The organism is Silvimonas iriomotensis (genome assembly GCF_014645535.1).
Lineage (GTDB): Bacteria > Pseudomonadota > Gammaproteobacteria > Burkholderiales > Chitinibacteraceae > Silvimonas > Silvimonas iriomotensis.
Window position 1 is genome coordinate 105,916 of sequence record NZ_BMLX01000008.1, and the last position, 26,134, is coordinate 132,049.

The 26,134-nt window shown below is 60.9% G+C and carries 26 protein-coding genes; 15 read left to right on the forward strand and 11 right to left on the reverse strand.

Annotation, left to right across the window (positions count from 1 at the left end):
• Positions 1–35 precede the first annotated feature (35 nt).
• The 5 genes from metH (at position 36) to IEX57_RS19620 (ending at position 6,032) form a co-directional block, all read left to right on the forward strand.
• The gene (gene metH, locus IEX57_RS19600) at positions 36–3,752 is read left to right on the forward strand and encodes a methionine synthase (protein ID WP_188706756.1); all 3,717 of its coding nucleotides are present in this window, start codon (positions 36–38) and stop codon (positions 3,750–3,752) included.
• A gap of 73 nt (positions 3,753–3,825) precedes the next feature.
• Entirely contained in the window at positions 3,826–4,212 is a 387-nt protein-coding gene (locus IEX57_RS19605) for a DUF1801 domain-containing protein (protein WP_188706759.1), read from the forward strand.
• Positions 4,213–4,263: 51 nt separating this feature from the next.
• Positions 4,264–4,437, forward strand: coding sequence for a YhfG family protein (locus tag IEX57_RS19610; protein ID WP_268238366.1), 174 nt, complete (start codon positions 4,264–4,266; stop codon positions 4,435–4,437).
• Positions 4,437–5,030, forward strand: coding sequence for a putative adenosine monophosphate-protein transferase Fic (locus IEX57_RS19615; RefSeq protein WP_188706763.1), 594 nt, complete (start codon positions 4,437–4,439; stop codon positions 5,028–5,030). The genes IEX57_RS19610 and IEX57_RS19615 overlap by 1 nt, the downstream gene beginning before the upstream one ends.
• A 3-nt stretch (positions 5,031–5,033) precedes the next feature.
• Complete coding sequence (locus IEX57_RS19620; protein ID WP_188706765.1) at positions 5,034–6,032, forward strand: FUSC family protein; 999 nt, start codon at positions 5,034–5,036, stop codon at positions 6,030–6,032.
• Between the two features lie 9 nt (positions 6,033–6,041).
• On the opposite strand, the gene IEX57_RS19625 is transcribed toward IEX57_RS19620, so the two are convergent.
• Both IEX57_RS19625 and IEX57_RS19630 read right to left on the reverse strand, forming a co-directional pair.
• Complete coding sequence (locus IEX57_RS19625) at positions 6,042–6,821, reverse strand: DUF1223 domain-containing protein (RefSeq protein ID WP_188706767.1); 780 nt, start codon at positions 6,819–6,821, stop codon at positions 6,042–6,044.
• Between the two features lie 83 nt (positions 6,822–6,904).
• The gene (locus IEX57_RS19630) at positions 6,905–7,327 is read right to left on the reverse strand and encodes a YccF domain-containing protein (RefSeq protein WP_188706769.1); all 423 of its coding nucleotides are present in this window, start codon (positions 7,325–7,327) and stop codon (positions 6,905–6,907) included.
• A 225-nt stretch (positions 7,328–7,552) separates the two neighbouring features.
• Between IEX57_RS19630 and IEX57_RS19635 the strand changes: the two genes are divergently transcribed.
• The 5 genes from IEX57_RS19635 to IEX57_RS19655 all read left to right on the forward strand — a co-directional run bounded on the left by IEX57_RS19635 (position 7,553) and on the right by IEX57_RS19655 (position 12,455).
• The gene (locus IEX57_RS19635; protein ID WP_188706771.1) at positions 7,553–9,178 is read left to right on the forward strand and encodes an NAD(P)/FAD-dependent oxidoreductase; all 1,626 of its coding nucleotides are present in this window, start codon (positions 7,553–7,555) and stop codon (positions 9,176–9,178) included.
• A 128-nt stretch (positions 9,179–9,306) separates the two neighbouring features.
• Complete coding sequence (locus IEX57_RS19640; RefSeq protein WP_188706774.1) at positions 9,307–9,534, forward strand: RNA-binding S4 domain-containing protein; 228 nt, start codon at positions 9,307–9,309, stop codon at positions 9,532–9,534.
• A 175-nt stretch (positions 9,535–9,709) separates the two neighbouring features.
• Positions 9,710–11,068, forward strand: a complete 1,359-nt coding sequence (locus tag IEX57_RS19645) for an amino acid permease (RefSeq protein ID WP_188706776.1) — start codon at positions 9,710–9,712, stop codon at positions 11,066–11,068.
• A 248-nt stretch (positions 11,069–11,316) separates the two neighbouring features.
• Entirely contained in the window at positions 11,317–11,856 is a 540-nt protein-coding gene (locus tag IEX57_RS19650; protein WP_188706778.1) for a BON domain-containing protein, read from the forward strand.
• Between the two features lie 281 nt (positions 11,857–12,137).
• Positions 12,138–12,455, forward strand: a complete 318-nt coding sequence (locus IEX57_RS19655) for a BON domain-containing protein (protein ID WP_188706781.1) — start codon at positions 12,138–12,140, stop codon at positions 12,453–12,455.
• A gap of 82 nt (positions 12,456–12,537) precedes the next feature.
• Here the strand turns inward: IEX57_RS19655 and IEX57_RS19660 are convergent, their stop codons facing one another.
• Both IEX57_RS19660 and IEX57_RS19665 read right to left on the reverse strand, forming a co-directional pair.
• A complete protein-coding gene (locus IEX57_RS19660) occupies positions 12,538–13,029 on the reverse strand; it encodes a M48 metallopeptidase family protein (protein WP_188706783.1) in 492 nt (163 codons plus the stop codon).
• The gene (locus IEX57_RS19665) at positions 13,026–14,420 is read right to left on the reverse strand and encodes an MATE family efflux transporter (protein WP_188706785.1); all 1,395 of its coding nucleotides are present in this window, start codon (positions 14,418–14,420) and stop codon (positions 13,026–13,028) included. Before IEX57_RS19665 ends, IEX57_RS19660 begins: the two co-directional genes overlap by 4 nt.
• A 75-nt stretch (positions 14,421–14,495) precedes the next feature.
• On the opposite strand from IEX57_RS19665, the gene IEX57_RS19670 reads away from it, so the two are divergent.
• Positions 14,496–14,813, forward strand: coding sequence for a GIY-YIG nuclease family protein (locus IEX57_RS19670; RefSeq protein ID WP_188706787.1), 318 nt, complete (start codon positions 14,496–14,498; stop codon positions 14,811–14,813).
• Here IEX57_RS19670 and IEX57_RS19675 read toward each other — a convergent pair whose 3' ends face one another.
• Positions 14,814–16,202, reverse strand: coding sequence for an HD-GYP domain-containing protein (locus tag IEX57_RS19675; protein WP_229709139.1), 1,389 nt, complete (start codon positions 16,200–16,202; stop codon positions 14,814–14,816).
• 249 nt (positions 16,203–16,451) lie between these two features.
• Between IEX57_RS19675 and IEX57_RS19680 the strand changes: the two genes are divergently transcribed.
• Positions 16,452–17,273, forward strand: a complete 822-nt coding sequence (locus IEX57_RS19680; protein ID WP_229709140.1) for a class I SAM-dependent methyltransferase — start codon at positions 16,452–16,454, stop codon at positions 17,271–17,273.
• A 115-nt stretch (positions 17,274–17,388) separates the two neighbouring features.
• Here IEX57_RS19680 and ugpQ read toward each other — a convergent pair whose 3' ends face one another.
• Complete coding sequence (gene ugpQ, locus IEX57_RS19685; protein ID WP_188706792.1) at positions 17,389–18,135, reverse strand: glycerophosphodiester phosphodiesterase; 747 nt, start codon at positions 18,133–18,135, stop codon at positions 17,389–17,391.
• A 259-nt stretch (positions 18,136–18,394) separates the two neighbouring features.
• Here ugpQ and IEX57_RS19690 point away from each other — a divergent pair, with 259 nt between their 5' ends.
• The 3 genes from IEX57_RS19690 (at position 18,395) to IEX57_RS19700 (ending at position 21,356) form a co-directional block, all read left to right on the forward strand.
• Positions 18,395–18,667, forward strand: a complete 273-nt coding sequence (locus IEX57_RS19690) for an oxidative damage protection protein (protein ID WP_188706794.1) — start codon at positions 18,395–18,397, stop codon at positions 18,665–18,667.
• Positions 18,668–18,792: 125 nt separating this feature from the next.
• A complete protein-coding gene (ppk1, locus tag IEX57_RS19695; protein WP_188706904.1) occupies positions 18,793–20,874 on the forward strand; it encodes a polyphosphate kinase 1 in 2,082 nt (693 codons plus the stop codon).
• 8 nt (positions 20,875–20,882) lie between these two features.
• Positions 20,883–21,356 (forward strand): SixA phosphatase family protein, encoded by a 474-nt coding sequence (locus IEX57_RS19700; RefSeq protein ID WP_188706796.1) that lies wholly within the window; start codon positions 20,883–20,885, stop codon positions 21,354–21,356.
• Positions 21,357–21,441: 85 nt separating this feature from the next.
• Here IEX57_RS19700 and IEX57_RS19705 read toward each other — a convergent pair whose 3' ends face one another.
• From IEX57_RS19705 to IEX57_RS19725, 5 genes are all read right to left on the reverse strand, one after another.
• A complete protein-coding gene (locus IEX57_RS19705) occupies positions 21,442–22,635 on the reverse strand; it encodes a heme biosynthesis HemY N-terminal domain-containing protein (RefSeq protein ID WP_188706798.1) in 1,194 nt (397 codons plus the stop codon).
• Positions 22,632–23,678: a uroporphyrinogen-III C-methyltransferase gene (locus IEX57_RS19710; protein ID WP_188706800.1), complete on the reverse strand. Its 1,047-nt coding sequence runs from the start codon at positions 23,676–23,678 to the stop codon at positions 22,632–22,634. The genes IEX57_RS19705 and IEX57_RS19710 overlap by 4 nt, the downstream gene beginning before the upstream one ends.
• The gene (locus IEX57_RS19715) at positions 23,675–24,430 is read right to left on the reverse strand and encodes a uroporphyrinogen-III synthase (RefSeq protein WP_188706802.1); all 756 of its coding nucleotides are present in this window, start codon (positions 24,428–24,430) and stop codon (positions 23,675–23,677) included. The genes IEX57_RS19710 and IEX57_RS19715 overlap by 4 nt, the downstream gene beginning before the upstream one ends.
• An 8-nt stretch (positions 24,431–24,438) precedes the next feature.
• Entirely contained in the window at positions 24,439–25,386 is a 948-nt protein-coding gene (gene hemC / locus IEX57_RS19720) for a hydroxymethylbilane synthase (protein ID WP_188706804.1), read from the reverse strand.
• 84 nt (positions 25,387–25,470) lie between these two features.
• Positions 25,471–26,052 carry a hypothetical protein gene (locus IEX57_RS19725; RefSeq protein ID WP_188706806.1) on the reverse strand — a complete coding sequence of 194 codons (582 nt, stop codon included), beginning with the start codon at positions 26,050–26,052 and terminating at the stop codon, positions 25,471–25,473.
• Positions 26,053–26,134: the final 82 nt, after the last annotated feature.

Sequence of the window (26,134 nt, forward strand, 5' to 3'; positions counted from 1 at the left end):
AGATTCGCCCTGTGAAACCCTTGAGAATCAAGCCCATGACTCGTCGCGCCGACCTGCAACACCAGCTCAACCAACGCATCCTGATCCTGGATGGCGGTATGGGCACGATGATCCAGCGCTATGAGTTGCAAGAAGCCGACTACCGCGGCGAGCGTTTTGCCAACTGGCCGAGCGACCTCAAGGGCAACAACGATTTGCTGGTGCTTAGCAAGCCGCAGGTGATCCGTGAAATCCACCAGGCGTATCTGGACGCTGGTGCCGACATCATCGAGACCAACAGTTTTAACGGCACGCGCATTGCCATGGCGGACTACGGCATGGAAGAGCTGGTGTGGGAAATGAACCACGCCGCCGCCAAACTGGTGAAAGAACTGTGCGTGGCGCAAACCGCCAGAACACCGCACAAGCCGCGTTATTGCGCCGGCGTGCTGGGCCCGACCAACCGCACCGCCACCATCAGCCCGGACGTGAACGATCCTGGCTACCGCAACGTGACTTTTGATGAACTGGTGGAAAGCTACACCGAAGCCATCGACGGCCTGGTGAAGGGTGGCGCGGACTTGCTGCTGGTCGAAACCGTGTTCGACACACTGAACGCCAAGGCCGCCGTGTTCGCCATCCACAAATACTTTGACGAGCACCCCGAGGCCGAGCGCCTGCCGGTGATGATCTCCGGCACGATTACCGATCAATCCGGCCGCACGCTGACCGGCCAGACCACTGAAGCTTTCTACAACAGCCTGCGCCACGCCGAACCGCTGACCTTTGGTCTGAACTGCGCGCTGGGCCCGGATTTGCTGCGCCAGTACGTGGAAGAAATGGCGCGGATCTCTGAGACCTTTGTCTCAGTCCACCCCAACGCCGGCCTGCCCAACGCCTTTGGCGGCTACGATCTGGACCCGGCCACCATGGCCGGTCAGGTCAAGGAATGGGCCGAGCATGGCCTGGTGAACATCATTGGTGGTTGCTGCGGCACCACGCCGGATCACATCGCCGCCATTTACGAGGCCGTTAAAGACATTGCGCCGCGCGCGCTGCCGGATATCGAAAAGAAATGCCGCCTCTCCGGCCTTGAGCCGTTCAACATTGGCGACAAAGACCTGTTTGTGAACGTGGGCGAACGCACCAACGTCACCGGCTCCAAAGCCTTTGCTCGCCTGATCCTGAACGGCGATTACCCCGCCGCGCTGGAAGTGGCCCGCCAGCAGGTGGAAGCCGGCGCGCAGGTGATCGACATCAACATGGACGAGGGCATGCTGGACGCCCACAAAGCCATGGTCACCTTTTTGAACCTGGTCGCCGCCGAGCCCGACATCAGCCGCGTACCGATCATGGTCGATAGCTCCAAGTGGGACGTCATCGAAGCCGGCCTGAAGTGCATTCAGGGCAAGCCGATCGTTAACTCGATCAGCATGAAGGAAGGCAAAGAGAAGTTTGTCGAACAGGCCCGCCTGCTGCGTCGCTACGGCGCGGCGGTGATCGTCATGGCGTTTGACGAAGTCGGCCAGGCCGACACCTTTGCCCGCAAGATCGAGATCTGCGAGAAGAGCTACCGCATCCTCGTGGACGAAGTGGGCTACCCGCCCGAAGACATCATCTTCGACCCGAATATTTTTGCCATTGCCACCGGCATTGAAGAACACGCCCGCTATGGCCTGGACTTCATCGAAGCCACCGGCTGGATCAAACAGCACCTGCCGTACGCCAAGATTTCCGGCGGCGTCTCTAACGTGTCTTTCAGCTTCCGCGGCAACAACAAGGTGCGCGAGGCGATCCACGCCGTGTTCCTGTACCACGCCATCAGCCAGGGCATGACGATGGGTATCGTCAACGCCGGCGCGCTGGAAGTGTACGAAGAAGTGCCGCAAGAACTGCGCGACCGCATCGAAGACGTGGTGTTGATGCGCGACACCGGCAACCCGGACCCGCTGGCCGCCACCGAGGCGCTGATCGCCCTGGCCGAAAGCTTCAAGGGCGACGCCAACGCCGCCAAGGGCGAAGACCTGAGCTGGCGCCAACTGCCGCTGCAAGAGCGCATTACCCACGCGCTGGTCAAAGGCATCACCACCTTTATCGTGGAAGACACCGAAGAAGCCCGTCAGGCCGCCGAGCGCCCGATCCACGTGATCGAAGGCCCGCTCATGAACGGCATGAACCACGTGGGCGACTTGTTCGGCGCCGGCAAGATGTTTTTGCCGCAGGTGGTGAAATCCGCCCGCGTCATGAAAGCCGCCGTGGCCCACCTGGAACCGTTTATCGAAGAAGAAAAAATCGCCATGGGTCTGGCAGACGCGCCGGCCAAGGGCAAGATCGTGATGGCCACCGTGAAGGGTGACGTCCATGACATCGGCAAGAACATCGTCGGCGTGGTGCTGCGTTGTAACAACTATCAGGTGACCGACCTGGGCGTGATGGTGCCCGCGCAAAAGATTCTGGATACCGCCAAAGAGATCGGCGCGGACATCATTGGCCTGTCTGGCCTGATCACGCCTAGCCTGGAAGAAATGGCGCACGTGGCCAAGGAAATGGAACGCCAGGCATTCGACGTACCGCTGCTGATTGGCGGCGCGACCACCTCCAAGGTGCACACCGCGGTCAAGATCGAGCCCAACTACCCCAGCGGCAACGTGATCTACGTCCCCGACGCCAGCCGCGCCGTGGGCGTGTGTTCCAGCCTCTTGAGCGACGAACTCAAGCCCGATTACGTCGGCAAGGTGCGTGACGAGTACCAGAACATCCGCACCATTCACGCCAACAAGGGCGCCAGCAAGCTGCTGCCGCTGGCCACCGCGCGCGCCAACGCCTTCAGGCCCGTCATCGACTGGCCGCACTACAACCCGCCCAAACCCAAACAATTGGGCGTGATGAAGTTTGAAAACGTGCCGCTGGAAGAGATCGCCCCGATCATCGACTGGAGCCCGTTCTTCAACGCCTGGGAGCTGTTTGGCAAATACCCGCGCATTCTGGAAGACGCCGTCGTCGGCGAATCCGCCCGCGCGCTGTTTGCCGACGCGCAAGCCATGCTGCAAAAGATGGTCGCAGAAAAATGGGTGACCGCATCGGGCGTGATCGGCCTGTGGCCCGCCAACAGCGTGGGCGACGATATTGAAATCTACGACCCGCAAACCGGCGAAAAACTGATGGCCTGGCACACCCTGCGCCAGCAGAACGCCAAAGCCGAAGGCAAACCCAACTGGGCGCTCTCTGACTTCATCGCCCCCAAAACCAGCGGCAAGACCGATTACATCGGCGCCTTTGCCGTCACCGGCGGCCTGAACATTGACCCGCACGTAAAACGCTTTGAAGACGCCAACGACGACTACAGCGCCATCATGGTGAAAGCATTGGCCGACCGTTTTGCCGAAGGCTTTGCCGAATACATGCACCGCAAGGTCCGCAAGGAAATCTGGGGCTACGTACCGGAAGAACAACTGACGGTGGATGAACTGACCGACGAGAAATACACCGGCATCCGCCCCGCCCCCGGCTACCCCGCCTGCCCGGACCACACCACCAAAACCGACCTATTCCGCGTACTGGACGCAAACAGCATCGGCATGACCCTGACCGAAGGCTACGCCATGCTGCCCACGGCGGCGGTCAGCGGCTTCTACTTCAGCCACCCGCAGGCGCAGTACTTTGCGGTGGGCAAACTGGCCAAGGATCAGGTAGAGGATTACGCGGCACGGCGTGGGGTTTCTGTGGAGCAGGCGGAACGGGATTTGGCGCCGAATTTGGGGTACAACGCCTGAGGATCAGCCTGTTCAGATTTCAAAAATGCGATGCGCCTGCCAGGATATGTCGATCAATCCCTGAGGAAATGCCATGCACAAAACCAGCGGCGATCCCAACCGCCCCGCACCCATCCTGATTGACGAGCGCATTGCCGAGCTGAACGACTGGCGCGGCGAGACTTTGGCCAGGCTGCGGGCGCTGATGCATGAAGCCATCCCGGAGGTGGTCGAGACCTGGAAATGGGCCGTGCCGGTGTGGGAACACAACGGCATTATCTGCACCGGGGAGTCTTACAAGGCAGCGGTGAAGCTGACTTTCCCCAAGGGCGCGGCGGTGGCAGACCCCAACAAACTGTTCAATTCCAGCCTGGAAGGCAATGCGCGGCGGGCGATTGATTTCAAGGAAGGCGCCACGCTGGATGAAGCGGGGTTGAAGGCTTTGTTTGTGGCCGCTGCAGCGCTGAACAAGCCCCGCTGAGCAGCGGCAACACCGGCTATAATTGCGCCACGGCTCACACAGAGATTCTTTATGGCAAGCCAGAAAGTCAAAACTGAGTACGTCATGAAAACGCGCCTGGCCAACTATAACGCCAGCTTGCGGCTGGAGGGCTATGCCCCGTCTTCGGCCAGGATCATGACGGTCACGGAACTGGAACAAACCAAGGCGACCCTGATCGCCAAGTACACGCACAAGAGCAAGTAATGCGTGACAAGTATGGCGCGGGGCAAGACAGCTATTGCTACCCAGGTAGCGCCGTACTGAAAAATCAGCTGGGCATCACCGACAACAGCCTCCTGGATGAAGCAGAGCAGGAAATCACCGCCATCAACGCTCAGCTGATCGACCCCACCAACCCGCCTTACACGCTACACGATCTGCAAAATATTCACCGGCAACTCTTTGCAGATATTTACGCCTGGGCCGGGGAAATTCGTAGTGTCGATATTTCCAAAGATGAAACGCGGTTTTGTACTGCCAGCCGGATAGTCTCCGAAGCTACACGCTTGTTTACCAGGATGGAACAAGCCCGATTCTTTGACGGGCTGGCCAAACCGGAACTGGTAAGTGGTATTGCAGACTTCTACGTGGAGCTGAATGTGATCCACCCGTTCCGGGAGGGTAACGGCCGGGCCCAGCGTATTCTGTTTGAACATCTGATTGTGGCTTGTGGTTATGAAATCGACTGGTCTCCCATCACGCAAGAGGAGTGGATTCAAGCCAACATTGCCGGCTACATGGGCGACACCGCGCCCATGATTGTTCTGTTTGGCCGTTGCATCGGCAATCCTTTGTAGATCATGAACTCATCCCCGCTCAAATCCCGCCTGGCCGATTTTTCCCTGACCGATAACGCGCGTTATCTGAAGTTTGCGCTGGCGATGTGGCTGGGGTATTTCCCGGCGTACTGGTACGGCAATAACGAGGTGGCGATTGGTATGGCGACCTCGGCCATGCTGACTTTGGCACTCGGTAACTCTGTGAACGCGGCGCAGAGTTATTTTTATCAGCGCGTGCTGACCAATGTGATTGCAGTGCCGGTGGGGTGTCTGGTGTTGTGGCTGACGCATCCGCATTTTGTGCTGGGTGTGGTGCTGGTGCCGATTGTGATTCTGGGGCTGGTGAAACTGCGGCCGCAGTTTTTCCGGCTGACCAGCCTGACGGTGGCGATGACGCTGATTTTGTATTCCGGCACGTATATGGAGTTGATCGAGCAGCGGCTGTTCAGCGTCATTGTCGGCATGTTTCTGGGCTTTGCCATACACAAGCTGATCTTGCCGCCCGATCACGGCCACGAGGCGCACAAGCTGCTGCTGCAGGCGACCGGGGCGGCCACGGCGTGCGTGCGGGCCAGCCTGGCGGGCGATCAGGCTGCGTTGCCGGCGCTGGAAAAATCCGCCAATGCATTCCGGGCGTCGGTGCAGATGCTGGCGGTGGATCTGAACTCGCTCATGCCGTGGCATCTGGAACGATATCGCGCAGATCTGGGCTTGCTCAAAACCCATCAGCAGGTGCTGGATTTTCTGGTGGATTTTGGCAAGTTGATGAAGACGTTTGCGGCGGAATACACCAGTGCATCGCCCACGTTCAAGGCCGCGCTGCAAGAGGTGATGTTGCAGATGGCCGCCACGCATGACGCGCTGCTTGCAGGCCCGGTGCCTGCGGTGCAGGTGTCGGCGTTGCAGCCGCTCACCCAGATGAACCTGGCGGGCAATGTGCATGAGTCGCTGTTCCGCGGCAAGGCGGTGGAATATGCCTTGTTGCTGGAAAAACTCGGCAAGCAGCAGCTCAGCGCGTGATGCGGGCGGTCAACGCGCGCAATCGGCCGTGCTGACCGCCTGTACTACCTCTGCCGTTTGCGGGTTTTGCAGCCACGCCACCACGCGCACTTTTTTGCCGGTCGCGGCGGGGATGGCCAGCGTGGTTTGCACGGGGTTGTCGTTGTGGATGGACAGCGCCGGGCTCAGGGCACGGACAACGTGCGCATGGGTCAGCGTGGCGCCGCTGTTTTCCCCGGCGACCACATGAGAGACAAGGCCGCCTTCCACCACCGCCACACGTAGTTGCGCATCCGTTTTCAGCCCGGATGCCTTGGCCGAAACCGTCAGCTTGTTGCCCTCTTGCGGGGTGGCGTCCACATACACGCCGGCCGGGGCGTTCTGGCGGGTAGCGTTGTTCATCAGGTCATCCAGCCGGCTGCGCCAGTCCAGCAGCGGGGTGCCGTTGATGAAAAAGTGCGGTGTGTACACCACGCGCCCGCCAGTGGCGTGAACCATCCATTCCTGAACATCGCCATAGGCCGGGTCGGCAAACGGGTCGCGCCAGCCTTGGTCGTCCCAGTAATTCACGTGCAGGGCAATGGGGATAATGGCGCCGGTCTGGGCAGACGCGGCGTTGCCCAGTGTGTCCAGGCGGGCGTCGGCGGGCGGGCAGTCTGAACAGCCTTCAGAGGTAAACAGTTGCACCAGCGCGGCGCGGTGCGTGCCGCTTTGGGCCTGGCATGCGGCGGCAACGGCCTGGGTTGCGGGGAGCAGCGCCAGCGCAGCGCTGGCAACCAAGTGGGGGAGCTGAAACAACAACGGGCGCATGGCAGACCTCTGGTGGCATTTGATATACCCATAGAGTCGTGCAAGACGCCCGTTCATGACACCGCCTGGCGGCAGAGCCCGCCCTAGCCGCGCATGGAGAACATGCGGTCTTTCTCGACCACGGTCTGGCCAATGGGGGCCAGCGCTATCAGCGCCAGTTTCAGGTGCTGAATGCCAAACGGAATACCAATGATGGTGATGAAGTTGGCAGCCGCGCACAGCACGTGGCCAATGGCCAGCCACCAGCCGCCAAACACAAACCAGATCACGTTACCCAGAAAACCCAGCGCGCCAGTGCCAATGTCATGCTTGCCGTTGATATCGCGCCGGTTCACGGCTTCCCGCCCGAACGGCCACAGGGCAAAACCGCCGATGACAAAGCAGGCCTTTGCCCAGGGAATACCCACAATCGTGATCAGCATGACCAGGCCAGCCAGCCACCAGCCAATGGCCATCCACACGCCACCCAGCACAAACCACAGAATATTGCCGATGAACCGCAGCATTGTTTTTTTCCTTTTTAGAAGAAATGCCGGCGTCAGCCACGCTGACACAAAAGATCATAATGGGCTATGCGATGAGGTCAAAGTTCAGTCACACCCTGGTGTGACGAGCGTGACAATTACCAGGCCAGCCGCGCGCGTCGCCTCAACCCCGGCCGGGGCGCGGCATCCGGTACAATGCCGGGTTTGCGGCTGCGCTGGCCGCCACTTTTGTCTGGATCAAACTGAATGCTGCGACTGAACGAAATCAAACTCCCGCTGGATCACACCCCTGAAGAACTGCCCGCCGCGATTGTGGCCAGGCTGGGCATCAAGGCGGACGATCTCATCAGCCACAGCATTTATCTGCGCAGCTACGACGCCCGCAAAAAAGCCAGCATCCTGCTGATCTACACCGTGGACGTGGAAGTGCGCAACGAGGCCGCGCTGCTCAAGCGCTTCAAGAACGACACTAAAGTGAGCGTCACGCCGGATACCAGCTACAAGCCGGTGGCGTTTGCGCCAGACAACCTGCAAAAGCGCCCGGTGGTGGTGGGCCTGGGGCCCTGTGGCCTGTTTGCTGCGCTGATCCTGGCGCAGACCGGATTCAAGCCGATTGTGCTGGAGCGCGGCAAGGCGGTGCGCGAGCGCACCAAAGACACCTGGGGCCTGTGGCGCAAGCGCGAACTGAACCCGGAATCCAACGTGCAGTTTGGCGAAGGCGGCGCGGGCACGTTCTCTGACGGCAAGCTCTACAGCCGTATCAAGGATCACCGTCATCATGGCGACAAGGTACTGCACGAGTTCGTGATTGCCGGCGCGCCGGAAGAAATCCTCTACGTGTCCAAGCCGCACATTGGTACGTTCCGGCTGGTGGGCATGGTCGAAACCATGCGCGAGAAGATCATCGAACTGGGCGGTGAAATCCGCTTCCAGACCCGCATGGACGATCTGATCGTCGAGAAAACCGCCGACGGCAACCAGCAGGTGCGCGGCGTGAAAACCCATACCGGCGAAGTCATCGAGACCGATCATGTGGTGCTGGCACTGGGCCACTCTGCGCGCGATACCTTCCAGATGCTGTTCGACCGCAATGTGTACATGGAAGCCAAGCCGTTCAGCGTGGGTTTCCGGATCGAGCACCCGCAATCACTGATCGATAACGCCCGTTTCGGCCCCAATGCCGGCCACCCGATCCTGGGTGCGGCCGATTACAAACTGGTGCACCACGCCAGCAATGGCCGCGCGGTCTACAGCTTCTGTATGTGCCCGGGCGGCACGGTGGTGGCGGCCACGTCCGAAGAAGGCCGCGTAGTCACCAACGGCATGAGCCAGTACTCGCGCAACGAGCGCAATGCCAACGCCGGCATCGTGGTCGATATCAGCCCGGAACGTGACTACCCTGGCCACGTGCTGGCGGGCGTGGAATTCCAGCGCAAGCTCGAATCCGCCGCCTATGTGCTGGGCGGCAGCAATTACAGCGCACCAGGGCAACTGGTGGGCGACTTCATTGCCAACAAGCCCTCCAAAGACTTCGGCAGCGTGCAGCCGTCCTACACGCCGGGCGTGCATCTGACCAACCTGGATACCGCGCTGCCGGATTTTGCCATCAGCGCCATCCGTGAAGCGTTGCCGGCGTTTGGGCGCCAGATCAAGGGGTTTGATATGCACGATGCAGTGCTGACCGGCGTGGAAACCCGTACGTCGTCCCCGGTGCGTATCCGTCGTGACAATGAATCCTTGCAGAGCATGAACACGCGCGGTCTGTATCCGGCTGGTGAAGGCGCCGGTTACGCGGGCGGGATCATGTCGGCGGGCGTGGATGGCATCAAGGTGGCAGAGGCCGTCGCGCTGTCCATCGTTGGTCAGAAATAAACGCCGGCTTTACCGCAAGCACGCGCAGTGTAATTTATCCCTCAGACATACGGCCGGAGCATGCGTGGCGCTGCCCGCATCCGACCGGTTCATCCTGTTAACATCCACTTTTCACGGGTCCGCACCCCATGCAAACGCTTGAAGTTGAAATCAACACCGAATACATCCCGCTGAACGATTTGCTGAAGATTGCCGGCGTGGTAGACAGCGGTGGCGCCGGCAAGGCGCTGGTCGCCAGCGGCGTGGTGATGGTCGACGGCGTGCAGGAACTGCGCAAGACCAACAAGATCCGCCCGGGCATGGCAGTCAATGTCGATGGCCAGGTGTTGATCAAGGTCACAGCGGCGGCAGAATAAGCGTCGCTCCGCCTTCGCGTAATTGATATCCCGACTTGAGGCACGTGCTGACGCGTGCCACAGTCAAAGCCGGCCAGGTTTTCGCCTGGCCGCACTTTTTGGTGCCGTTTGGGCGCCAGACTGGCGCTGATTTGATAGACCCCGGTAAGTACACCGGCTTTGCAGGAAACCTGTTTTGGATACATCCACCTCACAAGACGGCCTCAAGCGTGGCTTGAAAAACCGTCATATCCAGCTGATCGCGCTGGGCGGCGCCATTGGCACCGGCCTGTTCCTGGGCTCTGCCGGCGTGCTCAAGGCCGCCGGGCCCTCCATGATTCTGGGCTATGCCATTGGCGGCTTTATCGCGTTTCTGATCATGCGCCAACTGGGCGAAATGGTGGCGCAAGAGCCAGTGGCCGGCACCTTCAGCCACTTTGCCTACAAATACTGGGGCGACTTCGCCGGCTTTTTGTCGGGCTGGAACTACTGGGTGCTGTATGTGCTGGTGAGCATGGCAGAACTGACCGCCGTGGGGAAATACGTCGAATTCTGGCGGCCCGATATCCCGACCTGGGTTTCTGCGCTGGTGTTCTTTGTCGCCATCAACGCCGTGAACCTGGCCAACGTGAAGCTGTTTGGCGAGATGGAATTCTGGTTTGCCATCATCAAGGTGGTGGCCGTGATCGCCATGATCGTGTTTGGCGGTTACCTGCTGGTCAGTGGCCACGGCGGCCCGCAGGCTTCCATCTCCAACTTGTGGAACGACGGCGGCTTCTTCCCGCACGGCTTCAGCGGCCTGTTCATGATGCTGGCCGTGATCATGTTCTCGTTCGGCGGGCTGGAGTTGATCGGCATTACCGCGGCAGAGGCGGATGACCCGCGCAAGAGCATTCCCAAAGCCGTGAACCAGGTGATCTACCGGATCCTGATTTTCTACATTGGCGCACTCACGGTGCTGTTGTCGCTCTACCCCTGGAGCAAGGTCGCCGCTGGTGGCAGCCCGTTTGTGATGATTTTCTCGCAGATTGGCGAAGGGCTGACTGCCAACGTGCTGAACATTGTGGTGCTGACGGCAGCGCTGTCGGTATACAACAGCGGCGTGTATGCCAATAGCCGCATGCTGTACGGCCTGGCCGAACAAGGCAATGCGCCGCGGGCACTGTTGAAGGTGAACCGCCGTGGCGTGCCGGTTGCCGCTATTTTGCTGTCGGCACTGGCAACCTTTGCCTGCGTGATCATCAACTATGTGATCCCGGCCCGCGCGCTGGATGTACTGATGGCGCTGGTGGTGGCGGCGCTTGTGATCAACTGGGCGCTGATCAGCCTGACCCATATCAAGTTCCGCAAAGCCATGGACGCCAAGGGCGAGCACATTGTGTTCCGCTCGTTCTGGTTCCCGCTCAGTAACTGGATTTGCCTGGCGTTCATGGTCATGATCCTGGGCATCTTGCTGTTTACGCCGGGGCTGGATGTCTCGGTTTATCTGGTGCCGGTCTGGCTGCTGGCCATGTGGCTGGGCTATCGCTACAAGATCAGGGCGACCCGCCACTAAGCCATCATCAAACTGCGGATGGACAAAAAGGCTGACCACATGGTGGTACAGCCTTTTTTTATTACTTTTGCCAGGCTGTCAAAAGGATGACTACCGCCCCTCCCCCTGGACACAGCAAAACAGATTGACGTGTCAGTAACATGTCCTATGCATAACTTTGGACCTGATAAATGGTTTGCCCCGCCAAACCAGGCTTCTCAGGCCCATTTGCCGCTACAACATCTGAGTCCAAATGAGAGGGAATAAGAATGAAGCAGCTTTTTTTGCGCACCACACTGGCACTGGCACTTGGTCTGGGTCTCGGCGTGACCGCCACTTCGGCTTGGGCCGACGGCGCGAATGGTGACAACGGCGAGAAGGCGATGGAAGCAAGCACCGCCAAGCCGTCGGTGACCTCGCAGGTCAAGAAAGCGCTGAAGGATCCGGCACTGGGTGCATCCAAGGTCAAGGTCAAGAACAAGAAGGGCGTGATTACCCTGTCTGGTACTGCCGCGACCAAAGACCAGGCTGCCGCCATTGCTGATGCAGCTGGCAAGGTCGACGGCGTGAAGAGCGTGGTGAACCACATTATCACGGCAGACTCGCTGACTGGCCAGGTCAAGGCCGCCCTGAACAAGGACGCCACCCTGCATGCCTTTAACCTGGGCGTGAAGGAAAACAATGGCGAAGTCACCCTGTTTGGTTCCGTGCAAGAGCAGGATGACTCTGAAAAAGCCGAAACCATCGCCAAGGGTGTCAGCGGCGTGACCTCGGTGAAGAACCTGATCAACGTGGCACACCCGCGTTAATCAGCCTCGCCTGCGTGGCGTACAAAAAACAGCGGCCCTGGCCGCTGTTTTTTTATGCCTGGCGCGCCAGATGCAGTCCTGGCAAGGCTTTCAGACCGTTTGAGGATGTTTGCAGGCGATGGCGTTCATCAATTTATTCGCGCATTCCGGGCAGTTGTCATGAAACCGCAATGATTGATTCATACATTTCCGCCTGAGTCGGAAATCCCTGCGCGGGTCTCGCGCACGCCGATCCGTTTTCAACTGCTCTCATTATCCGGTCTTGTGACAAGGGAAAAGAAATGAACAAACTGCTCGCACGTACGCTGATCGCCGCCGCCCTGGTTGTTGGCACTTCCTTCACCGCTACTGCTGCCATGGCTGCTGACGCTGCCGCCGCTGCTGCCCCGACCGACGAGCAACTGGCTGCTTCCGTCAAGGCTGCGCTGGATGCCGACGCAACCCTGAAGGCGTTCAACCTGGTTGTGACTTCCAAGAAGGCCGAAGTCACCATCGACGGTACGGTTGATCACGGCGAACAAATGGCCCAGGCCGGCCAGATCGCTGAAAAGGTGCCGGGCGTGAAATACGTCATCAACAACATCAACCCGAAAGACTGATCACTGATCAATCTGCTGGTGATGTTGCAGCAAAAAGCCCGGTCCATGACCGGGCTTTTTGCATGCGCGCCGCCTGGCCGCCTTAGCCTTGTTCGCGCAGCGTCAGCCACACCCGCAAGTCGAACTCCAGCTGGTGGTAATCGGGCTGCATATGGCAGCACATCTGGTAGAAAGCCTTGTTGTGGTCCTTCTCTTTCAGGTGCGCCAGTTCATGCACGACAATCATGTTCAGGAACTCCGGCGGCGTATCGCGGAACAAGGTGGCGATGCGGATCTCGTTCTTGCGCTTGAGCTTGCTGCCTTGCACGCGTGACGCAAAGGTATTGGTGCCCAGCGTGCCACCAATCAGATCAAGCTGGTTGTCGTACTGCACCCGCGCCGGTTGCGGTGCGTTTTTCAGATAGCGCTGTTTGATCTCGATGACATAGTCGTACAGCGCCTTGTCGGTCTGGATCTCGTTGCGATCCGGGTAGCGTTTGGTCAGCCAGGGCGCCAGTTCGCCGCTGTCCAGCAACTGTTCAACGCGCGTGACCACTTCGGGCGGGTAGCCCGTCAGAAACCGCAGCTTGCTCATTTGGCCGCCACCGCCGCTGCCCCGGACGCCACCATGCGGGCTTGCCGCCAGCCGCCAAAACGGTAGTACAACAGCGCCAGCGTGAGCGACACCACCGACCCCACCGGAAAACTCCACCAGATGGCTTCCTGACCCATATGCGTGCTCATCAGCGAGGCAAACGGCAAGCGCGTCAGCCACATGGAGATCACCAGGATCACCAGCGGCGCCACCACCGCGCCCGTGGCGCGCACGGTGGCAAACAGCACAATCGTCACGCCGAACAGGATGAACGACCAGGACACCGTCCAGTCGATATGCCGGGCAATGCTCATGGCGTTGGCATCATCGGGCAGGAACAAGCCCAGCACCACGCGATCAAGCAGCAGCAACAGGCCCACCAGCGCCCCGGTCATCAGGAAATTGAACATCACGCCCACCCGCGTAATGCGCGATACCCGATCCCACAGCCCCGCGCCGACGTTTTGCGCCACCATGGACGACACGCCCGCCCCCAGCGCCAGCGCCGGCATCTGGATGTAGTTCCACAGCTGCGAGGCCACGCCATAGGCCGCCGTCACGGTTGAGCCATGCGCGTTCACCAGGCTGATCATGACAATGGCCGAGGACGAGATCACCAGCATCTGCAAACCCATGGGCAAGCCCTTGAAGATCAGCGAGCGCAAGATGGCGGGATCAGGCTTGAGGTAATGCAGTTCGTGCCGGCCCAGCAGCAGGAAGTATTTGCGGCGCTTCAGGAACCACATCATGGCGATCAGACTGGTGCTTTGCGCAATCAGCGTGGCCGTGGCCGAGCCGGCAATGCCCAGTTTGGGGAACGGTCCCCAGCCAAAGATCAGCACCGGATTGAGGATGATGTCCGTCACCACCGAAAACAACATGAACCAGAACGGCGTGCGGGAATCCCCCGTACCGCGCAGGGTCATCATCATGACGTTGTACAGGTACATGAACGGCACGGCGATAAAGATCACGCGCAGATAGGCCACGGCGTACGGGCGGGCATCGGCCGGCGTGCCCATGGCATCCAGGATGTGCGGGGTAAGGATCACGCCGGCCAGGGCCAGCAACACTGAAACAATCACAAAGAACGTGGCGCTGGTGCCAACCACGCGCCGGGCCTGATCCATGTTGCGCGCGCCCACAGCCTGGCCGACCAGAATGGTGTTGGCCATGGACAACCCGAACACCACGCCCAGCAAAAAGAACAGCACGATATTGGCGTTGGACGTTGCCGTCAGCGCGGCCTCGCCCAGGTAATGCCCCACCCACATCGAGTTGATCGAGGCATTGAGCGATTGCAGCACATTGCTGCCCAGTACCGGCAATGAAAACAGGAACAGCGTGCGACCGACCGGGCCGGTGGTGAGATTCATGCGGGATCTGGACATGCGGCAATTCCAGCTTTATGTGATGATCAGAGCCCCGAATATTGGCGCGTTTGCGCCCGCACGCAAACCCTTTTTATGCAGCCTGTTACCGACGGCGCCAGCGCGCCCTGGTTTGTCTATCTGATTGAGTGCCGCAACGGCAGCCTGTACACCGGCATCAGCAATGATGTGGCGGCGCGCTATCTGGCACACGCCAGTGGCAAAGGCGCGCGCTATACCCGTGCCAACCCGCCTGTACGCTTGCTGGCGGTACTGGTGTGCACAGACCGGGCCGAGGCTTCACGGCAGGAATACGCAATCAAGAAACTGGCGCCCAAAGCCAAGCGCGCGCTGTGTGCCGCTCATCCGCCGGATAGCGCTTTACTGGCAAGGCTGGCCGGCGCGGCTGACTGATCAGGCCGGCACGGCGACTTCTGCCACGCGGCACAGCGCATCAAAGCAGCGCGGATCAATGGCTGTGCCCACGCTCTTTTTCATGATGGCCAGTGTTTCGTCGATCGATGTGGCCGGGTGGTAAGGGCGCTCGGCGCTGATGGCATCAAAAATATCGGCCGTGGTGACAATGCGCGTTTCCAGGCTGATGGCATCAGCCTTCAGGCCACGCGGGTAGCCCGTGCCATCCAGACGTTCATGATGCGCCGCCGCCATTCTGGCCAGTTCACGGAACGAACCGATGCGCGAGAGGATGGCCTCGGTATAACTGGCGTGCATCTTGATGGCTTCCCACTCTTCGTCATCCAGCTTGCCGGGCTTGTCCAGAATGGAGTTACTGACGCCCAACTTACCCACATCGTGCAGCAATGCGGCGCGGCGCAACCAGCGCCGGCGCGCTTCCGGGATCTCCAGCGCCGCGGCAATGGCATCGGTATACAGGCCTACGCGCTGGCTGTGGCCAGCGGTAAACGGGCTTTTGGAATCAACCACCTCGCCAAACGCCTCGGCAATATCATCCAGATAATCTTCATCCACCGGCACGGCAAACTGCGCTGGTTCCAGTGTCAGTACCGCTTTGGCGATCTGGTCAGACTCCAGCATCTGCCAGAACATGGACTCCTGGGCGACGGATTCGAACGCGCGGCATAGTTCCGGATCAAACCACTTGCCGGCACGGGCGCGGACTTCATTGAGCGCTGCGCCGCGGCCGCCAGAGAAGTGAAACACGTCAATCACCTGCGCCAGCAAGGCAATGCGCGAGGCCAGCGGAATGGCTTCTCCCGCCAGTCTGTCCGGCCGGCCGGAACCATCCCAGTGTTCATCCAGCGCGCGGATGCCGCCTGCTACGGCCTCGTTAAAGCGCAGCCGGCGGGCAATCTCCGCGCCACGGTCGCAGCGCGTCTGGATCAGCTCTTGCGCCATGTCGCCACCGTTCTTGAGCACATTCATGATGGCTTGCAGACGGGAGCTCCAGCGGGCATTGCGCCCGGTGTGGCTGAACACAAAACCCAGAATCTGCGGCAGGCCGGTGCCCACCAGTTTGAAACTTTGCTTGAAACCGAGATCATCGGTGAGATACAGCTCGCAAATGCGGGCGGCATTGCTGCTGCAACCCAGATCCTTGAGCAGCAAGGTGTAGTAGAGGTCCCACTGGTCGCGCTGGCTGACACCCAGTTCGCGCGCAATGTTGATGCCGATCCAGCAGCAGCGCACACAGTGGCCTTCTGGCTGGCCTTCCGTGATGTCCAGTGCATAGCTGAGCGAGGCCATCAGGTCTGCCAGCTTGAGTCTGGAACCCGGGTTGACCGCGGCGGCGGCAGACATAAACAGGGTGGATTGTGCATTCATGGGTGTCGCTCCGGAACCGGACGGCATGACATCGCCATCCAGTTTGTAAGTTTATACACCCACAATTTGTTGATTGATATCAAAAAACGCTAATTTACTTACGAATCGACGGGCGGTGGTACTGCGCATGATCCTGACTGCGGGATCAAGCAAAATTCCTTTATAATTCAGCCTTGTCCAGTGGCGCCAATGCCAACCAGACTGGACCCGCCGGCCAGATGCCGGTTTTTCTGTTTGAAGAGATTGCCCGTGAACAACGCCCCAGAAATCCGCCCCGGCCAGTCGGTCGAATTACTCAAGCAACTGCACATCCTGACCCGGGACGGCAAACTGAATCAGGACAGCCGCCGCAAGCTCAAGCAGATTTACCACCTGTACAACTTCATTGAGCCGCTGCTCAAAGACGTGCTGGAAAAGCACCCGGCGGTGTCGCTGGTGGATCACGGCGCGGGCAAGTCTTACCTGGGCTTCATTCTGTACGACCTGTTTTTCAAGGAACGCAGCGACGGCCATATCTACGGGATTGAAACCCGTCAGGCGCTGGTCGATGGTTCACGCGAGCTGGCAGACCGGCTGGGCTTTGGCCGCATGTCGTTCCTGCACGAGACGGTAGAGCAATCAATCAGCTCCACCGCCCTGCCCGAACAGATCGACGTGGTGACCGCGCTGCATGCCTGCGATACCGCCACCGACGACGCGATCAAGTTCGCCCTGGAAAAAGATGCCCACCACATCGTCCTGGTGCCGTGCTGCCAGGCCGAGGTGGCCAGCCACCTGCGCAAGCTGAAAAACCAGTCCTTCGGCAAAACGCCGTTGTCTGAAATCTGGCGCCACCCCATCCATACCCGCGAGTTCGGTAGCCAGATCACCAATGTGCTGCGCTGCCTGTTGCTGGAAGCGCACGGTTACCAGGTCACCGTGACGGAACTGGTGGGCTGGGAGCACTCGATGAAGAACGAGTTGATCATCGCCAGCAAATCCGGCCAGCGCCCGCGCAACGCACGTGAACGGGCCGAGGCGATTCTGGATGAACTGAACCTGGGTGAGATGCGGTACCGGTTTGTGTATTGAGGGTCACGCGACACAATCCACCGTTGCGATGGTGGATTGTCGCCCCGCTCCGAATCCACCCTACCCGCTAACGGCGTTTCAAGGTCTTGCACACACCCGCCGGCAACGCGCCAGATCAGGCCGGAACTTCCACGCCCTGCATTGCATCCAGCGCATCCGTAAACACCCCGCTCACGCCCCACCCTTGCAATTCTCGCGCCCGTTCGGGGTCATTCACGGTGTAGGCCAGCACGTGATAACCGGCCTCCCGCACGGCTTTCACGCGGGCGGCGGTCAGGATTTTGTGATTGCAATGCAGGGAAACGGCTTCCAGCTTCTGCAGGCGTTCGGCCCAGTCGTCGTGCCAGTGATCCACCAGCCAGCCGACGGGTAACCAGGGCGCGGCGGCGACGGCGGCTTCCAGCGCCTCGTACGAGAACGATGACAACAGCGGCGGCACGTCCTCGCCCTGCCACAGCAAGGCGGCGTCACGCGCTACCAGTTTGCCGGTGTCCACTTCGCGGCCGGGGCAAGGTTTGATCTCGACATTGGCCATCAGGCGATTGCGCACGCAATACAGACCCACGTCGCTAAAGGCCGGGATAGGCTCGCCGGCAAATTCCTCGCCTTTCCAGCTGCCGGCGTCCACATCCTGCAGATCGGCAAAACGCTTTTGCGCCATCGGGCCATGGCCGTCGCTGGTGCGCTCCAGCGTGTCGTCATGCAGCAGCACGCAGACGTTGTCGGCAGTGAGTTTGACGTCGAATTCCACCGCCCGGTAGCCGCATTCCGTGGCTTTCATCATGCCGGCCAGGGTGTTTTCCGGCGCCAGCCGGCCGCCGCCGCGGTGGGCAAACAAGAAGGGATAGGGCCAGTCGCTCATGGTCACATGCCTGCATAAAACGGGGTCATACCTCGTCAGACGATTATGCCGCACCGATTGTTCCATCGGCGTGTCAGCCCATTGTGTGCCGATCAGCCGGCGTTAGGGGCGAAGCGGGCCGGCATGCGGTGTATACTGGCAGGCTTACCCGAAACTTCTACAACGTGGCATACAGGCTATTGTTTTTGCCTGATAGCAAGGTTTTGTCACGCTGCGGCAATATCGGTGTCATTCAATACAGAGTATGAGCGAGAGCAACATGAGCAGAACCGTCAACTGCGTCAAACTGGGCCGTGAGGCTGAAGGGCTGGATTTTCCGCCGGTCCCGGGTGATCTGGGCCGCCGCCTGTGGGAAAACGTTTCCAAAGAGGCATGGCAGGCATGGGTGCGTCACCAGACCATGCTGATCAACGAAAACCGCCTGAATCTGGCTGATCCGAGCGCCCGCAAGTATCTGCAACAGCAGATGGAAAACTACTTCTTTGGCGGTGGCGCAGACGCTGTTCAGGGTTACGTGCCGCCTTCGAACTAAGCATCGGCATTGCGATCGCTTCAGGCGATCGCTGCTGCAGCAACCGGCTCTACCCTGTTTGCGCGCCCGGCTCACGCCGGGTTTCAAGACCGATCAACCGCCACGCATACGCCGACACCATGAACATGATCTACAAGCCCGCAGAAAACCAGTTGATGCTGAACCGCGAACTGGGTCTCCTGGAATTCAACCGCCGCGTGCTGGCGCAAGCGGAAGACCAGGCCAATCCGCTGCTGGAACGACTCAAGTTCCTGTGTATCGTTTCATCCAATCTGGATGAATTCTTCGAAGTGCGCATGGCCTGGCTCAAGGAGAACATGAAGCTCTCCGCCACGCGCCTGCTGCCTGAGGGCGTAACGCCCATGCAGGCCTTCGAATGGATTACGCGTGAGAGCCATGATCTGGTCGAGCGCCAGTACCGCGTATTTGGCGAAGTGATGCTGCCCGCGCTGGCCGCTGAAGGCATTCACTTTTTCCGCCGTACGCTGTGGACCGACAGCCAGCGCGAATGGGTGCGCGATTACTTCTTCCGTGAACTGATGCCGGTGCTCACGCCGATCGGTCTGGACCCGTCCCACCCGTTCCCGCGCGTGCTCAACAAGTCGCTCAACTTCATTGTTGAACTGGAAGGCCGCGACGCATTCGGCCGCAACTCCGGCATTGCCATTGTGCAGGCCCCGCGTATCTTGCCGCGTTTTGTGAAACTGCCGGCCGAGGTCAGCGGCGTGGAACACGGCTTTGTGTTCTTGTCGTCCATCCTGCACGCACATGTTGATGAACTGTTTGCCGGCATGCGCGCCAAGGGCTGCTACCAGTTCCGCGTCACGCGTGACTCTGATGTCTCGGTCGATAACGACGAAGACGTGAAAGACTTGCGCGCCGCGCTGGAAGGCGAATTGTCACAACGCCCGTTCGGCAGCGCCGTGCGCCTGGAAGTGGCCGATAACTGCCCGCTGCATCTGCAGGACTTCCTCAAAGAACAATTCCGCCTGGAAGACGTGGACGTTTACCGCGTCAACGGCCCGGTGAACCTGGTGCGCCTGATGCAGGTGCCCGATCAGGTTGATCGCCCGGATCTGAAATTTGAACCGTTCATGCCAGGTACGCCGGTCGAGTTGCGCAAGCAGTCTGACCTGTTTGCCGCCATTCGCCATGGCGACGTGCTGTTGCACCACCCGTATCAAAGCTTCACCCCGGTGATCGACCTGCTGCAACAGGCCGCGCTGGACCCGTCCGTCGTTGCCATCAAGATGACCGTGTACCGCACCGGTTCTGATTCGGCCTTGATGGAAGCGCTGCTGGAAGCCGCCCGCCGTGGCAAGGAAGTCACCGCCGTGGTGGAACTGATGGCGCGCTTTGACGAGGAAGCCAACATCAACTGGGCCGCCAAGCTGGAACGCGCCGGCGCGCACGTGGTGTATGGCGTGTATGGCTACAAGACGCACGCCAAGATGCTGCTGATTGTGCGCCGGGAAGAAGGCAAGCTGCGCCGTTACGCCCACGTTGGCACCGGTAACTACCACCCGCGTACCGCCAAGCTGTATACCGACTTTGGCCTGATGACGGCGCATGACGAAATCACCAGCGACGTGAACGACGTCTTCATGCAGCTCACCGGCCTGGGTCTGGCGGGTGATCACTATCAGCTGTGGCAATCGCCGTTCACCTTGCAACCGAATATGGTCAAGGCCATCGACCGCGAAATCGCCCATGCGCGCCTTGGCCGCAAGGCGGTGATCATCGCCAAGATGAATGCGCTGCTGGAACCGACCATCATCGAGAAGCTGTACGAAGCCTCGCAAGCCGGGGTGACGATTCATCTGATCGTGCGTGGCGTATGCGCGCTGCGTCCGGGTATTCCGGGCATCTCTGAAAACATCCGGGTGCGTTCCATTGTCGGCCGCTTCCTGGAACACCATCGCGTGTTCTACTTCTACAACGATGGCGTGGAAGACCTGTACCTGTCGTCCGCCGACTGGATGGGTCGCAACCTGTTCCGCCGCATCGAGATCGCATTCCCGATCCTGGACCCGCGCGTGAAGCGTCGCGTGATCCGCGAAGGCCTGCGCCCGTACCTGGTGGATAACGCGCAAGCGTGGGAAATGCAGTCGGACGGCCGCTATCGCCGCAAGGCCGCCCGCACCGCCAAGAAACGCAATGCCCAGATTGGTCTGCTGACTGAGCTGGCCGCCAAGCAACGTAACTAAGGTCGCGCATGGATCTGATTCTGTGGCGCCACGCTGAAGCTGAAGATGGCTCGCCCGATCTGAAACGGGCACTTACCCGCCACGGCCACGCGCAAGCGCGGCTGATGGCGCAATGGCTGGCACCACGGCTGGCGCAAAGCACGGTCCGCATCGTGGCCAGTCAGGCGTTGCGCGCGCAGCAGACGGCCAGCGCGCTGTCGTCGGAGTTTCTGGTGGATGAGCGCCTGAACCCGGATGTGCGCGGTCCGGCCGATTACCTGGATGTCACCGGCTGGCCAGAAGGCAACGATGGCGATATCACCATTCTGGTTGCCCATCAGCCCACCATTGGCCGTCTGGCCGGTTTGCTGCTCACCGGGCTGGATCAGGACCTGTCGACCAAAAAGGGCGCCATCTGGTGGATTCAGCGGCGTTTGCGGGGCGGCGCGGTGCAATACTGCCTGCGCGCGTCGATCTCGCCGGATTTGCTGCAAAACAGCTGAGCACCGGCCTTCCCGGCGCTGTTGCCCAGGAAATAAAAAACCGCCTCGAAAGGCGGTTTTTTATTTGGCAGCTGCCACAAACAAACTAGCGCGAGAGCGCCAGCTCCAGCGCCGCGCGATAGTGCTTTGCGGCGTCGTCATGGCGATCCAGCCGCTCCAGCAACTCGGCCAGTTCGGCGTGCGCCACGGCGGTTTTCTCTACCGCCAGGCACGCTTCCAGATAGTTGAGCGCCTTGCCCCACAAACTGCGCGCGCTGCACAAGCGGCCCAGCGTCAGCAGCAGCTGGCTGTCTTCCGGATGGGCCACCAGCCAGGTTTCAGCCTGCTGCAACTGGCCGACCCGTTCTTCAGCCGGCAGATCAAGCCGCCCGTAGCGTTCGACCAGGTCGCTGGACCATTGCTTTGCCAGCGTGTCTTCAATGATGACGCGTGCATCTTGCGCCGCGCCCTGCTCGCTGAACTGGTCCACCACCGCCGCGGTCACTTGCGGCAAGGCTTTGTCGTCGGCCGACAATTTGGTCCACCAGTTCTTCAGCTCGCGTCCGGCTAGTGCGTGGCTGGCCAGCAAAGACAACAGCGCCTGAGCGCGAATGCGGGCCGCCTGGGCGGCATCCAGCGCATCGGTACGGGCCAGTTGCTCACACAGGCGCAACACGGCTTGCGGATTGTCTTCACGCTGGCGCAGACGCAATTCAAGGCGCATGGCGGCGGTCAGCTTGGGCGAAACCGCACGGGCCTCGGCAATGGCGATGTCGGCATCAGCATAACGGCGCTCATCCAGATACAGCTCGGCCATGGTCATGGCCAGCGCCAGATGCTGCGGCGTCAGTTTCTGCTTGAGCTCGCTGAAATATCGGTCACGTTTGGCGTAATCGCGCATGGCGTGGGCAGAACGCGCCGCCAGCAGACCGTTGACGGCGATGGCTTCTGCCGTGCGGCTGGCCGCATAAGCCTCGCTGGCAAGGCGCTCGGCGCGCTGGTAGCGGCCTTCATGAAAGGCAATGCGCGACTCACGCTCCAGCTTCATCGAGGCATCTTGCGCCTGCCGTTCACGGTAACGCTTGACCCGCGTCGGCAAGCCGCCCAGCTCCCGCACAAGGCGCGTCACGGCATAGAGCACGGCCACCGTGATCAGCACCAGCAGGATAAAGACGTTGAGCGAAATTTCCACGCGCCACGGCGGCACAAACAGCAAGGCGTAACCGGTGTTCACCTGGGCAAACAGGGTGACACCGACCGCCAGCGCAAACAGGGCAATCAACCAGACCAGAATTCTCACGGCTTGGCCCTTTCCGCCGTGGTACGGGCGGAGCGGACTGCCGCCAGGCTGCTATCGAGCGAAGGCAGATTCTGGGCGAAAGAGATGCGCGACAGGTCATTGAGCGCGGACTGGGTAAGCTGCACCGGTCTGGCGCTGCCGTCAAAATACAGGCCCAGATAGCGGGTGACGGCGGCGAGGTCTGCCTTGAAGCCCTTTTCATCGTGCGAGTACAACTCGGTGCGGGCGTTCAGCAGGCGCAGCTTCATGTTCTCGCGCAGGAACAGGGCCTGGTCCGGCGTCAGCAATGCGGCGTCGGGTTTGTCCATGCGGCGGATCTGGATCAGGCCCTTGAGGTCAGCCCACAGTTCTGCGCCAAAGCTGCTGGCCCAGGAACGTTGCGCAGCCGGGGCACTGGCCGACGCCGGCAGGCGGTTTACATCTACCGCCAGCGGCAACTGGTCAAGCTCGTCGATCAGGCTGTTGAGGCGCGACGTAATGCCCACCGTATCGAGCACTGGCAGCGACTTGAGTTTGTCCATGTCATGGGCCACCGCCTGCCGCAGCGAGATCAACTCTGGCTTGTTCAGTTCTTGCAGCTTGCGATCTGCGGCATCCAGCACCGTGAGCGCGGCCGAGACATTGCCGGTCAGCTGCAATTGCTGGCTGGCGTAGGTCAGGTTTTGCTCGATCTCGGCCAGCGAACGTTGCGTGTCGCTGCGGGTAAGGGTGTCGTACATGCTGGCCAGCGACGATTGCTGGCTTTGCGCCTCGGCCTCTTTGGCCGAGACCAGCGCAATCTGCTGTTGCACCGTACGCAGTTGCAGCTGGGCGGCCGCGTTGGCGGCGTTGGCATCCTGCTCACGTTTGGCCGCCTGGGCAGATTGCTCTGCCAGGCGGTTGCGCAACTGGTCCACTTCACGCTGCTGGTGTACCCAGACAGCGCCAGCGGCGACGATGGCGACCACGGCCAGCCATACGCCCGGCTGATTCAAGCCAAAGCGGCGCGGTGGTTTGGGATGGGTTGTCAGCGCGGCCGACAGAGAGTTCTGGTCCTGGGTCATGGCGTCCTGTTGAAATGGCGGCACAGCGAAGTCACGATGCCAGCATCACCCGCTTCTGTGGCGACGACACGCGTCGCGCCATGTTCTGCCAGTGCGGCAGCAATCCGCGGGTGCGGCGTGAAATATAAAACCGATTGTAGCCGCTTGCAGTAGCTGGCTTCAAATTGAGTAAACAGGTAATGCGCCGCTTCCGAGCTGGAAATGATCGCGCCATCGCAGCCGGCATCCAGCGCTGCGCCCAGCCGGGCGCTGTCAAACGCTGGCGGCAAGCGGCGATAAGCGCTCACAACCTGCAGACGGGCGCCGCGTTCACGCAGCGCATCTGGCAACAATTCACGCCCGCCATCGCCCCGGAACAGCACCACACGGCGGCCTGCCAGCGCCTGCATGCGTGGCTCGGCCAGCAAACCTTCGCTATCAAACCGGGTGGCGGGACTGATGATATCGGTCATGCCCAGTTCTTCTGCCCGGCGCTGGCTGCCCGGCCCGACCACGGCCACCGGCACCTGCGCCGGCCAGGCTGCGCCAAGGCGTGCCATCACCGCATCCATGGCCGAGGGGCTGACAAAAATGGCCAGATCCGTGTGAGCCAGTTCCGCCAGGGCAGCGTCCAGCGCGGCCGGATCAGCCGCCGGGGCGATCTCCAGCAGCGGCAAGGCGACCGGCACCGCGCCGGCCTCCCGCAGGCGCGTCAGCAGGCCTGCGGACTGTGCTGCCGGACGGGTCACCCACACGCGCTGGCCGCTGAGCATGACGAGGCTCAGTCTGCCGCGTTTTCCGCAAGGCGCTTGAGGACCTCAGCCGCGCCTTCGGTCAGCAACAGATCCGCCACTTGCAGACCCAGCCCGTTGGCCGCCGCGCGTGAGCCGTTGGCTTCGGCGTAGACCATATCAGAACCGTCCGGATTGGCGACAAAGCCGCGCAGGCGCAGGAAACCTTCATCGTCTTGCGCAAACGCACCCAGCGGCACCTGGCAAGAACCACCCAGACGGCGCGACAACGCGCGCTCGGCCGTCACGCAAGCGGCGGTTGCGGCGTCATTCAACGGCGCCAGCAGGGTTTTAAGGTCTTCACGCGAAGCCAGGATTTCAATCCCCAGCGCGCCCTGGCCCGGTGCCGGCAAGCTATCCTGGGCGCTCAGTGTTTCACGGATGCGATCAGTAAAGCCAAGACGCTTCAGGCCGGCGGCAGCAAGGATGATGGCATCAAACTCGCCGGCATCCAGTTTGGACAAGCGCGTGCCCAGATTGCCGCGCAAGGGCTTGATGGTCAGATGCGGAAAGCGCGCGCGCAACTGGCTTTCGCGGCGCAGGCTGGATGTCCCCACCACGGCGCCTTGCGGCAGGTCTGCCAGGCTGGCGTACTGGTTGGAGACAAAGGCATCGAACGGGTCTTCGCGCTCGCTGATCGCGCCGATGGCAAAGCCTTCAGGCAGCACCATCGGCACGTCTTTCATGGAATGCACGGCCAGGTCCGCCCGGCCTTCGGCCAGCGCGGTTTCCAGTTCTTTCACAAACAGGCCCTTGCCGCCGATCTTGTTGAGCGTGCGATCCAGAATCTGGTCGCCCTTGGTCGTCATGCCCAGCAGCTCTACGGTCAGACCCGGATACAGCGCCAGCAAACGGTCACGAACATGATTGGCCTGCCACAAGGCAAGCGGGCTTTCGCGAGTGGCGATGACGAGGCGATGCGGCGCGGCAGTAGTCATGAGCGGTTCTGCGTTCTGGATCAAACCGCCATTCTAGCGCGGGATGGCGCGATCACCACTGCGGCAATCGCGAACCCCTGCACTTTAACGCCGGTCTGCAAACACAAAGGGCTTGAGGTCGAACTCCATATCGCCCGACCAGGCCGGCGGCACCGGCCGCAAGGCCAGCGCCTCGTCCCGTTCGCGGATCACCTTGCGGGCCTGGCTGCGCCGCATCATCAACAAGAGGGCACCCACCGCCAGTACCGACGCCAGCGCCGCAATCAGGATCTGCGCATGCGCGGCCACGTATGCCAGCGCCGTTTGCAACAAAGGCTGGGCTGGCTGGTCTGCCCTGACGATTTGCGGGCTGGCACGCGGTGCGGCGCGCACCGGGCCTTGATGCTCCAGCAGGCGCATGCGCATTTCAATTGCGGCCTGCTCTTTGCGCAGGGTGTCCAGCGTGGCATCCAGCACCGGAGAGGACACCGGCGGCGGCAAGGCGACCGGGTCTGACAGTCTGCCGTCCAGCACCAGCGGGATGGGGGTCGTGGCCGCAGGGGCGCAATCTTCCTGCGCGGCGGCGTTGTCACACTCGGCCAGTACCGGATGGGCCCAGAACGCCAGCAAGAGGGCGATCAGGGGTAACAAGGGCCGCGCAAGACGGCCGGAATCAGTTGAGGACATGCTATTGCTCCCGCAGAAGGCGGGGCATGCCATCTGCAAAAGACAACAGCATATTTTTGCAGGGTGGCTCAAACCATCAGAA

Excerpts from the sequence above, each read along its gene's own strand:
- metH (WP_188706756.1), top strand. The coding sequence starts at position 36 with ATGACTCGTCGCGCCGACCTGCAACACCAGCTCAACCAACGCATCCTG.
- IEX57_RS19605 (WP_188706759.1), top strand. The coding sequence starts at position 3,826 with ATGCACAAAACCAGCGGCGATCCCAACCGCCCCGCACCCATCCTGATT.
- IEX57_RS19610 (WP_268238366.1), top strand. The coding sequence starts at position 4,264 with ATGGCAAGCCAGAAAGTCAAAACTGAGTACGTCATGAAAACGCGCCTG.
- IEX57_RS19615 (WP_188706763.1), top strand. The coding sequence starts at position 4,437 with ATGCGTGACAAGTATGGCGCGGGGCAAGACAGCTATTGCTACCCAGGT.
- IEX57_RS19620 (WP_188706765.1), top strand. The coding sequence starts at position 5,034 with ATGAACTCATCCCCGCTCAAATCCCGCCTGGCCGATTTTTCCCTGACC.
- IEX57_RS19625 (WP_188706767.1), bottom strand. The coding sequence starts at position 6,821 with ATGCGCCCGTTGTTGTTTCAGCTCCCCCACTTGGTTGCCAGCGCTGCG.
- IEX57_RS19630 (WP_188706769.1), bottom strand. The coding sequence starts at position 7,327 with ATGCTGCGGTTCATCGGCAATATTCTGTGGTTTGTGCTGGGTGGCGTG.
- IEX57_RS19635 (WP_188706771.1), top strand. The coding sequence starts at position 7,553 with ATGCTGCGACTGAACGAAATCAAACTCCCGCTGGATCACACCCCTGAA.
- IEX57_RS19640 (WP_188706774.1), top strand. The coding sequence starts at position 9,307 with ATGCAAACGCTTGAAGTTGAAATCAACACCGAATACATCCCGCTGAAC.
- IEX57_RS19650 (WP_188706778.1), top strand. The coding sequence starts at position 11,317 with ATGAAGCAGCTTTTTTTGCGCACCACACTGGCACTGGCACTTGGTCTG.
- IEX57_RS19655 (WP_188706781.1), top strand. The coding sequence starts at position 12,138 with ATGAACAAACTGCTCGCACGTACGCTGATCGCCGCCGCCCTGGTTGTT.
- IEX57_RS19660 (WP_188706783.1), bottom strand. The coding sequence starts at position 13,029 with ATGAGCAAGCTGCGGTTTCTGACGGGCTACCCGCCCGAAGTGGTCACG.
- IEX57_RS19665 (WP_188706785.1), bottom strand. The coding sequence starts at position 14,420 with ATGTCCAGATCCCGCATGAATCTCACCACCGGCCCGGTCGGTCGCACG.
- IEX57_RS19670 (WP_188706787.1), top strand. The coding sequence starts at position 14,496 with ATGCAGCCTGTTACCGACGGCGCCAGCGCGCCCTGGTTTGTCTATCTG.
- IEX57_RS19675 (WP_229709139.1), bottom strand. The coding sequence starts at position 16,202 with ATGAATGCACAATCCACCCTGTTTATGTCTGCCGCCGCCGCGGTCAAC.
- ugpQ (WP_188706792.1), bottom strand. The coding sequence starts at position 18,135 with ATGAGCGACTGGCCCTATCCCTTCTTGTTTGCCCACCGCGGCGGCGGC.
- IEX57_RS19690 (WP_188706794.1), top strand. The coding sequence starts at position 18,395 with ATGAGCAGAACCGTCAACTGCGTCAAACTGGGCCGTGAGGCTGAAGGG.
- ppk1 (WP_188706904.1), top strand. The coding sequence starts at position 18,793 with ATGATCTACAAGCCCGCAGAAAACCAGTTGATGCTGAACCGCGAACTG.
- IEX57_RS19700 (WP_188706796.1), top strand. The coding sequence starts at position 20,883 with ATGGATCTGATTCTGTGGCGCCACGCTGAAGCTGAAGATGGCTCGCCC.
- IEX57_RS19710 (WP_188706800.1), bottom strand. The coding sequence starts at position 23,678 with ATGACCCAGGACCAGAACTCTCTGTCGGCCGCGCTGACAACCCATCCC.
- IEX57_RS19715 (WP_188706802.1), bottom strand. The coding sequence starts at position 24,430 with ATGCTCAGCGGCCAGCGCGTGTGGGTGACCCGTCCGGCAGCACAGTCC.
- hemC (WP_188706804.1), bottom strand. The coding sequence starts at position 25,386 with ATGACTACTGCCGCGCCGCATCGCCTCGTCATCGCCACTCGCGAAAGC.
- IEX57_RS19725 (WP_188706806.1), bottom strand. The coding sequence starts at position 26,052 with ATGTCCTCAACTGATTCCGGCCGTCTTGCGCGGCCCTTGTTACCCCTG.